This window comes from Saccharopolyspora oryzae (genome assembly GCF_027853915.1).
Taxonomy (GTDB): domain Bacteria; phylum Actinomycetota; class Actinomycetes; order Mycobacteriales; family Pseudonocardiaceae; genus Saccharopolyspora; species Saccharopolyspora oryzae.
On record NZ_JAQGLA010000049.1, the window covers coordinates 44,846 to 51,418 of the forward strand.

General features: G+C 68.6%; 3 protein-coding genes and 1 pseudogene. 3 read left to right on the forward strand and 1 reads right to left on the reverse strand.

The genetic code is table 11. From position 1 onward, the window contains the following. Positions 1–71: 71 nt before the first annotated feature. Entirely contained in the window at positions 72–854 is a 783-nt protein-coding gene (locus tag OU415_RS24635; RefSeq protein ID WP_270951546.1) for an enoyl-CoA hydratase/isomerase family protein, read from the forward strand. A gap of 174 nt (positions 855–1,028) precedes the next feature. Then, positions 1,029–4,991 (forward strand): ATP-dependent RNA helicase HrpA, encoded by a 3,963-nt coding sequence (gene hrpA / locus OU415_RS24640; RefSeq protein WP_270951547.1) that lies wholly within the window; start codon positions 1,029–1,031, stop codon positions 4,989–4,991. Between the two features lie 327 nt (positions 4,992–5,318). Here the strand turns inward: hrpA and OU415_RS24645 are convergent, their stop codons facing one another. Further along, the gene (locus OU415_RS24645) at positions 5,319–6,161 is read right to left on the reverse strand and encodes a DegV family protein (protein WP_270951548.1); all 843 of its coding nucleotides are present in this window, start codon (positions 6,159–6,161) and stop codon (positions 5,319–5,321) included. A gap of 285 nt (positions 6,162–6,446) precedes the next feature. On the opposite strand from OU415_RS24645, the pseudogene OU415_RS24650 reads away from it, so the two are divergent. Continuing rightward, positions 6,447–6,573 (forward strand): annotated as a pseudogene (locus OU415_RS24650) (electron transfer flavoprotein subunit beta); the annotation flags it as partial.

Consider the following 6,573-nt stretch of genomic DNA (forward strand, 5'->3'; position numbering starts at 1 on the left):
TGACACAGCAGTTGTCGGGGTTGGCGCGATAGCCTGCGCGGCGAGTGGCGGTTCGACGAGGAGGTTGCTGCGTGGGCGAGTTCGTCAGGCTTGAGGTGGACGGCGCGATCGGGACGATCCGGTTGGATCGGCCCAAGATGAACGCGTTGAACCGGCAGATCGAGGTCGAGCTGCGGGAAGTCGCGATCGAGGCTGCCGAGCGCGACGACATCCGCGCCGTGATCGTCTACGGCGGGGAGAAGGTCTTCGCCGCGGGCGCGGACATCAAGGAAATGGCCGACATGTCCTACGCGGACATGGCGCGCAAGGAGCAGCGCGGCCTGTCGGACGCGATGAGCCAGGTCGCCGCGATCCCGAAGCCCACCGTCGCCGCGCTCACCGGGTACGCCCTCGGCGGCGGTTTCGAGCTGGCGCTGAGCTGCGACCGGCGCATCGCCGCGGACGACGTCAAGGTCGGCCAGCCGGAGATCCTGCTGGGCGTGATCCCCGGCGCCGGTGGCACGCAGCGGCTGGCGCGGCTGATCGGGCCGAGCAAGGCCAAGGACATCATCTACACCGGCCGGTTCGTCGGCGCGCAGGAAGCGCTGTCGCTGGGCATGGTCGACGAGCTGGTGCCGGCCGCCGAGGTGTACGCGGCGGCGCGGCGCTGGGCCGAGCAGTTCTCCAACGGCGCCGCCCGCGCCCTGGCCGCGGCCAAGGCCGCTGTCGACGGCGGGCTGGACCTGGACCTGGACAACGGTCTGAAGCTGGAGACGCACCTGTTCGCGGGGACGTTCGCCACCGAGGACCAGAAGATCGGCATGCGCTCGTTCATCGAGAACGGTCCGGGCAAGGCGAAGTTCACCGGCAACTGAGCCGAGCTGTTCTCCCCCGCTCGGCGGCGGAACGAGATGCCGCCGCCGAGCCCTCCGGCCCCGCGCCGCGCGGGGTACGTCTGATCGCACCTGGTGACGCGTTCGCCGTGCGGTGTGAGGGTGGCGAAAACCAGAGGCAGAGCCGACGGCGCCTTCTCTATGCTTGTCCGGAGTATGGGTACGTCTGTGAAATCTCCGCTCGCTGGTCTGCGGGACCGCTTGCCCGCGCTGATGCTGCACGACCAGCGTCGGCTGCGCCGCCGCATCGAGGGGGCGCGCAAGATCCGCGATCCGCAGGCCCTGCAGTCGGTGGTCGACGAGATCACCGCTGATGTCGAGGCCGCGGAGCTGCGCATCGAGAACCGGCGCGCCAACGTGCCCGAGGTCCGCTACCCGGAGCACCTTCCGGTCAGCCAGCGCCGGGACGACCTGATCGCCGCGATCCGCGATCACCAGGTCGTCATCGTCGCTGGTGAGACGGGCTCCGGGAAGACGACCCAGCTGCCCAAGATGTGCCTGGAGCTCGGTCGCGGCGTGCAGGGCATGATCGGGCACACCCAGCCCCGCCGGCTCGCGGCGCGCACCGTCGCCGAGCGGGTGGCCGAGGAACTCGACACCGAGCTCGGCGATGCCATCGGCTACCAGGTGCGGTTCACCGAACGCGCGAGCGAGGACACGCTGGTCAAGCTGATGACCGACGGCATCCTGCTCGCCGAGATCCAGCACGACCGGCTGCTGCGGCGCTACGACACGCTGATCATCGACGAGGCGCACGAGCGCAGCCTCAACATCGACTTCATCCTGGGCTACCTCAAGCAGCTGCTGCCGCGCCGCCCCGACCTGAAGGTGATCATCACCTCGGCCACCATCGATCCGGAGCGCTTCTCGCGGCACTTCGACGACGCACCGGTGGTCGAGGTCTCCGGCCGCACCTACCCGGTCGAGGTCCGCTACCGGCCGCTGGTGGACGACTCGGACGAGTCCGAGGACGTGGTGCGCGACCAGACCCAGGCGATCTGCGAGGCGGTGGACGAGCTCTGCGCCGAGGGCCCAGGCGACATCCTGGTCTTCCTCAGCGGCGAGCGGGAGATCCGGGACGCCGAGGACGCGCTGAAGCAGCAGAAGCTGCCCGGCACCGAGATCGTCCCGCTGTACGCGCGGTTGTCGGCCGCCGAGCAGCACCGCGTGTTCCAGCCGCACTCCGGGCGCCGGATCGTGCTGTCCACCAACGTGGCCGAGACGTCGCTGACGGTGCCGGGCATCAAGTACGTCATCGACCCGGGCACCGCGCGCATCTCCCGGTACAGCTTCCGCACGAAGGTGCAGCGGCTGCCGATCGAACCGGTCTCGCAGGCCTCGGCGAACCAGCGCAAGGGGCGTTGCGGCCGGGTCTCCGAGGGCATCTGCGTCCGGCTCTACTCCGAAGAGGACTTCCTGTCCCGTCCGGAGTTCACCGACCCGGAGATCCTGCGCACCCACCTGGCCTCGGTCATCCTGCAGATGACCTCGCTGGGGCTCGGCGAGATCGAGTCCTTCCCGTTCGTGGAACCGCCGGACCGCAGGCAGATCACCGATGGGATCAACCTGCTGCTGGAACTGGGCGCGCTGGACAACTCGAAGTCCGAGCTGGCCAAGCGGCTCACCCCGGTCGGCCGCAAGCTCGCGCAGCTGCCGATCGACCCGCGGCTGGCCCGGATGGTCGTCGAAGCCGATCGCAACGGCTGCCTGCGCGAGGTGCTGGTCATCGCCGCGGCACTGTCCATTCAGGACCCGCGCGAGCGGCCCACGGACAAGCAGCAGGCGGCCGACCAGAAGCACGCGCGCTTCGTGGACAAGGACGCCGAGTCCGACTTCCTCACCTACCTCAGCATGTGGCGCTACCTGCGGACGCAGCAGAAGGAGCTGTCGTCCAACCAGTTCCGCAAGCTGTGCCGCACGGACTTCCTCAACTACCTGCGCGTGCGCGAGTGGCAGGACCTCTTCGGCCAGCTGCGCCAGATGGTCCGGTCGATGGGCCTGACGCTCAACGACCAGGAGGCCGACCCGGCGCGGATCCACCAGTCGGTGCTCGCCGGCCTGCTCTCGCACATCGGCCTCAAGGACGTCGACAAGAAGTCCGGGCAGGACAAGAAGGGCCCGCCGGGGCGCGGCAGCAACGAGTACCAGGGCGCCCGCAACGCCAAGTTCGCGGTGTTCCCCGGATCCTCGCTGTTCAAGAAGCCACCGCGCTGGATGATGGCGGCCGAGCTGGTGGAGACCTCCCGGCTGTGGGCGCGCATCGTGGCGAAGGTCGAGCCGGACTGGGTGGAGCAGCTCGCGCAGCACCTGGTCAAGCGCACCTACAGCGAACCGCACTGGGAGAAGGACCGTGCGGCCGTGGTCGCCGCCGAGCGGGTCACCCTCTACGGCGTTCCGCTGGTGGTCGGGCGCAAGGTCAACTACGGGCGCATCGACCCGGAGCTCAGCCGCGAGCTGTTCATCCGGCACGCGCTGGTCGAAGGCGACTGGGACACCCGGCACCAGTTCTTCCACGAGAACCGGGCGCTGCTGGACGAGGTCGAGGACCTGGAGGAGCGCGCGCGGCGGCGCGACATCCTGGTCGACGACGAGACCCTGTTCGAGTTCTACGACCAGCGCGTCGGCGAGGAAGTCGTCTCCGGACGGCACTTCGACTCGTGGTGGAAGAAGATGCGCCGCGAGCAGCCCGACCTGCTCAACTTCGAGAAGTCGATGCTGATCAACCAGCAGTCGGCGGCGGTCAGTGACCAGGACTACCCGGACCTCTGGCCGCAGGGCGGGCTCCGGTTGGCGCTGTCCTACCAGTTCGAACCGGGTGCCGATGCGGACGGCGTGACCGCGCACATCCCGCTCCCGGTGCTCAACCAGGTCGACCCGAGCGGGTTCGACTGGCAGATCCCGGGACTGCGCGAGGAACTCGTCACCGCGCTGCTGAAGTCGCTGCCGAAGACCTTGCGCCGGAACTTCGTGCCGGCCCCCGACTTCGCCAAGGCGGTGCTGTCCCGGATCGAGCCGTTCGCCGCTCCGCTGCTGGAGAGCCTGCAGCAGGGCCTCAAGCAGATGACCGGCATCGCGGTGCCGGGCACCGAGTGGGACCTGGACAAGGTGCCGGACCACCTGAAGATGACCTTCCGCGTGGTGGACGGCAAGGGCCGCAAGCTCGCCGAGTCCAAGGACCTGGAGGCCCTGAAGCGGAAGCTGAAGCCCAAGCTGCGCGCGGAGATCTCCGCTGCCGCGGCCGCCGACGACATCGAGCAGCGAGGACTGCGCTCCTGGAGCTTCGGCAACCTGCCGCGCACCTTCGAGCAGCAGCGCTCCGGTCACCCGGTGAAGGCCTACCCGGCGCTCGTCGACGACGGCGACAGCGTCGCGGTGCGCATGTTCGACACCGAGGAGGAGCAGCGCCGGGCGCTGTGGGACGGCACCCGCCGCCTCCTGCTGCTGAACATCCCCTCGCCGGTGAAGTCCATCCAGCGCGGCATGAGCGGCACCACCCGCCTGGTGCTCGGCGGCAGCCGGCACGGCGACCTGAACACCGTGCTGGACGACTGCCTGCGCTGCGCCGTCGACAAGCTGATGGCGGACAACGGCGGCCCGGTCTGGGACGAGGCGGCGTTCAGCGCGCTGCAGGACAAGGTACGGGCGCAGCTGGGTGCGGTCACCGTCGACGCGATGTCCAAAGTGGAACAGGTGCTGGTCACCGCGCAGCGGGTCGAGTCCGCACTCGCGGACCGGGCCAAGGTGCTGCCGGGCGAGTCCTACGCCGACATCCGGGACCAGCTGGACGCGCTGCTGCGGCCCGGCTTCGTGACCACAACCGGGTACGCGCGGCTGTCCGACCTCGTGCGCTACCTGCACGCGATCGAGCAGCGGCTGGACAAGCTGCAGTACCACCCGCAGCGCGACCGGGACTGGATGTACCAGGTCGACGAGGTCGAGCAGCGCTATCGGGATCTGCTGGCCGGGGTGCCGCAGGGCCGCTATCCGAGCGAAGCCCTGCTGCACGTCGGTTGGATGATCGAGGAGCTGCGGGTCAGCCTGTTCGCGCAGTCGCTCGGCACGGCGTTCCCGGTGTCGGTGAAGCGAATCCACCGCGCGATGGACAAGCTGGAGCGCTGATCCGACGAGCGGGAACAGCACGGTGCTCGAAGACATGGGGTTCCTCCGGAATCGGTTTCGGGTGGGCGGGCGCAGCGCGGGAGTGGGTTTCGTGCGTTTCGCGCTGCCCCGAAATCGAGTATCCGGAGTCGAACAGCCGTTTGCATCACTCGACGGAGTGGAAGCCGGGAACTAGTTTGCTGAAAACCGTTCGGGATTAACGGGTTCTGCGTTTCGCAGGCTGGTTTGGTGTGTGGTTAGAACGGTTTTCGCGTCTTCTCATGAAGAGCCTCCGCAGCTTGGGGTTCGGGCGTCCCGAGTCTCCAAGCTGCGGAGGCGGAAGAGCTATCAGACGGGGGAGACGGTCACGCCGAGCGCGCCCGGTCCGGCGTGGGCGCCGAGGATCGCACTGGTCTCCGCCACGGTGGCGCGCTGGATCTGGGGCAGCTTCGAGCGCAGCCCGTCGAGCACCTGGTTGGCGCGGTCGGCGAACTCGAAGTGCTCGACGCCGATGTCGACCGGGGCGTTGCCCGCTCGCTCGACGGCGGTGGTCACCGCCTTCTTCAGCGCGCGATCGATGCCGATCCCCTTGGCGTGCTGGTCGATGATGCCCTCCTTGAGGGCCAGCACCGGCTTGATCGACAGCGTCTGGCCGAGCCACGCTTGCGCCCGGCCGATCCGGCCGCCGCGCTGCAGGTATTCCAGCGTGTCCACGTAGAGCAGCTGCATCGTGCTGCGCAGGCGCCGGTCCAGCACGCCCATGACGCCCTGCGGCGTCGCACCGCCGGCCGCGGCCTCGGCTGCGGCGATCACCGAGTACCCGAGACTGAGGCCGACCAGCCGGGAGTCGACCACGTAGACCGGGATGCCGATCTCGGCCGCCGCGATGCGGGCCGATTCGCAAGTGCGGGACAGGCCTTCGGAGATGTGCACCGAGATGATCGCCTCGGCGCCGGAGGCCACGGCGTCGCTGTAGTTCCAGTAGAAGGCGGGCGGCGGCGGTTCGGCGGTGGCCACCGGGGTGCCCGCGGCCATCGCCTGGGCCAGCTGGGCGTGCGGTACGCGGCGCTCGTCGTTCTGCTCCTCGCCGACCTTCAGCTCCAGCTGGACGACCGAGATGCCGAGCTGGTCGGCGACGTCGAGCGGGATGGAAGCCGTCGAGTCGGTCACGATGGCGACGCGTTGCCTCATGCGGCCAGGCTACTAAGAGGTAAACATTCTTCATATCTGCCCCGTGGAGACGTTCGCGCCACTCCGCTTCCATCGAGGTCGGGAAAGGTGAGTACCGTCACGTGCGGGGCCTGGTGTGCAGCCGTGCTACCGATGAGTAACATAGCCGGTGGTTGGCATCACTGTGCTTTTCAACCAGGGGCATGGCAAGGTCAACCTACCCGGACCGCACAGCGCCGGGTCCGCAAGCAAAGCCGCTGGAGGGCCAGCGAGCGTCGTCAGTCCGCAGGAGGTCGAAGAGGGCCCATGAACATCGTCGTCCTGGTCAAGCAGGTGCCCGACACGTATTCCGAGCGGAAGCTCACGGATGCGGATCACACGTTGGACCGCGAATCGGCCGATGCGGTTTTGGATGAGATCAACGAGCGCGCCG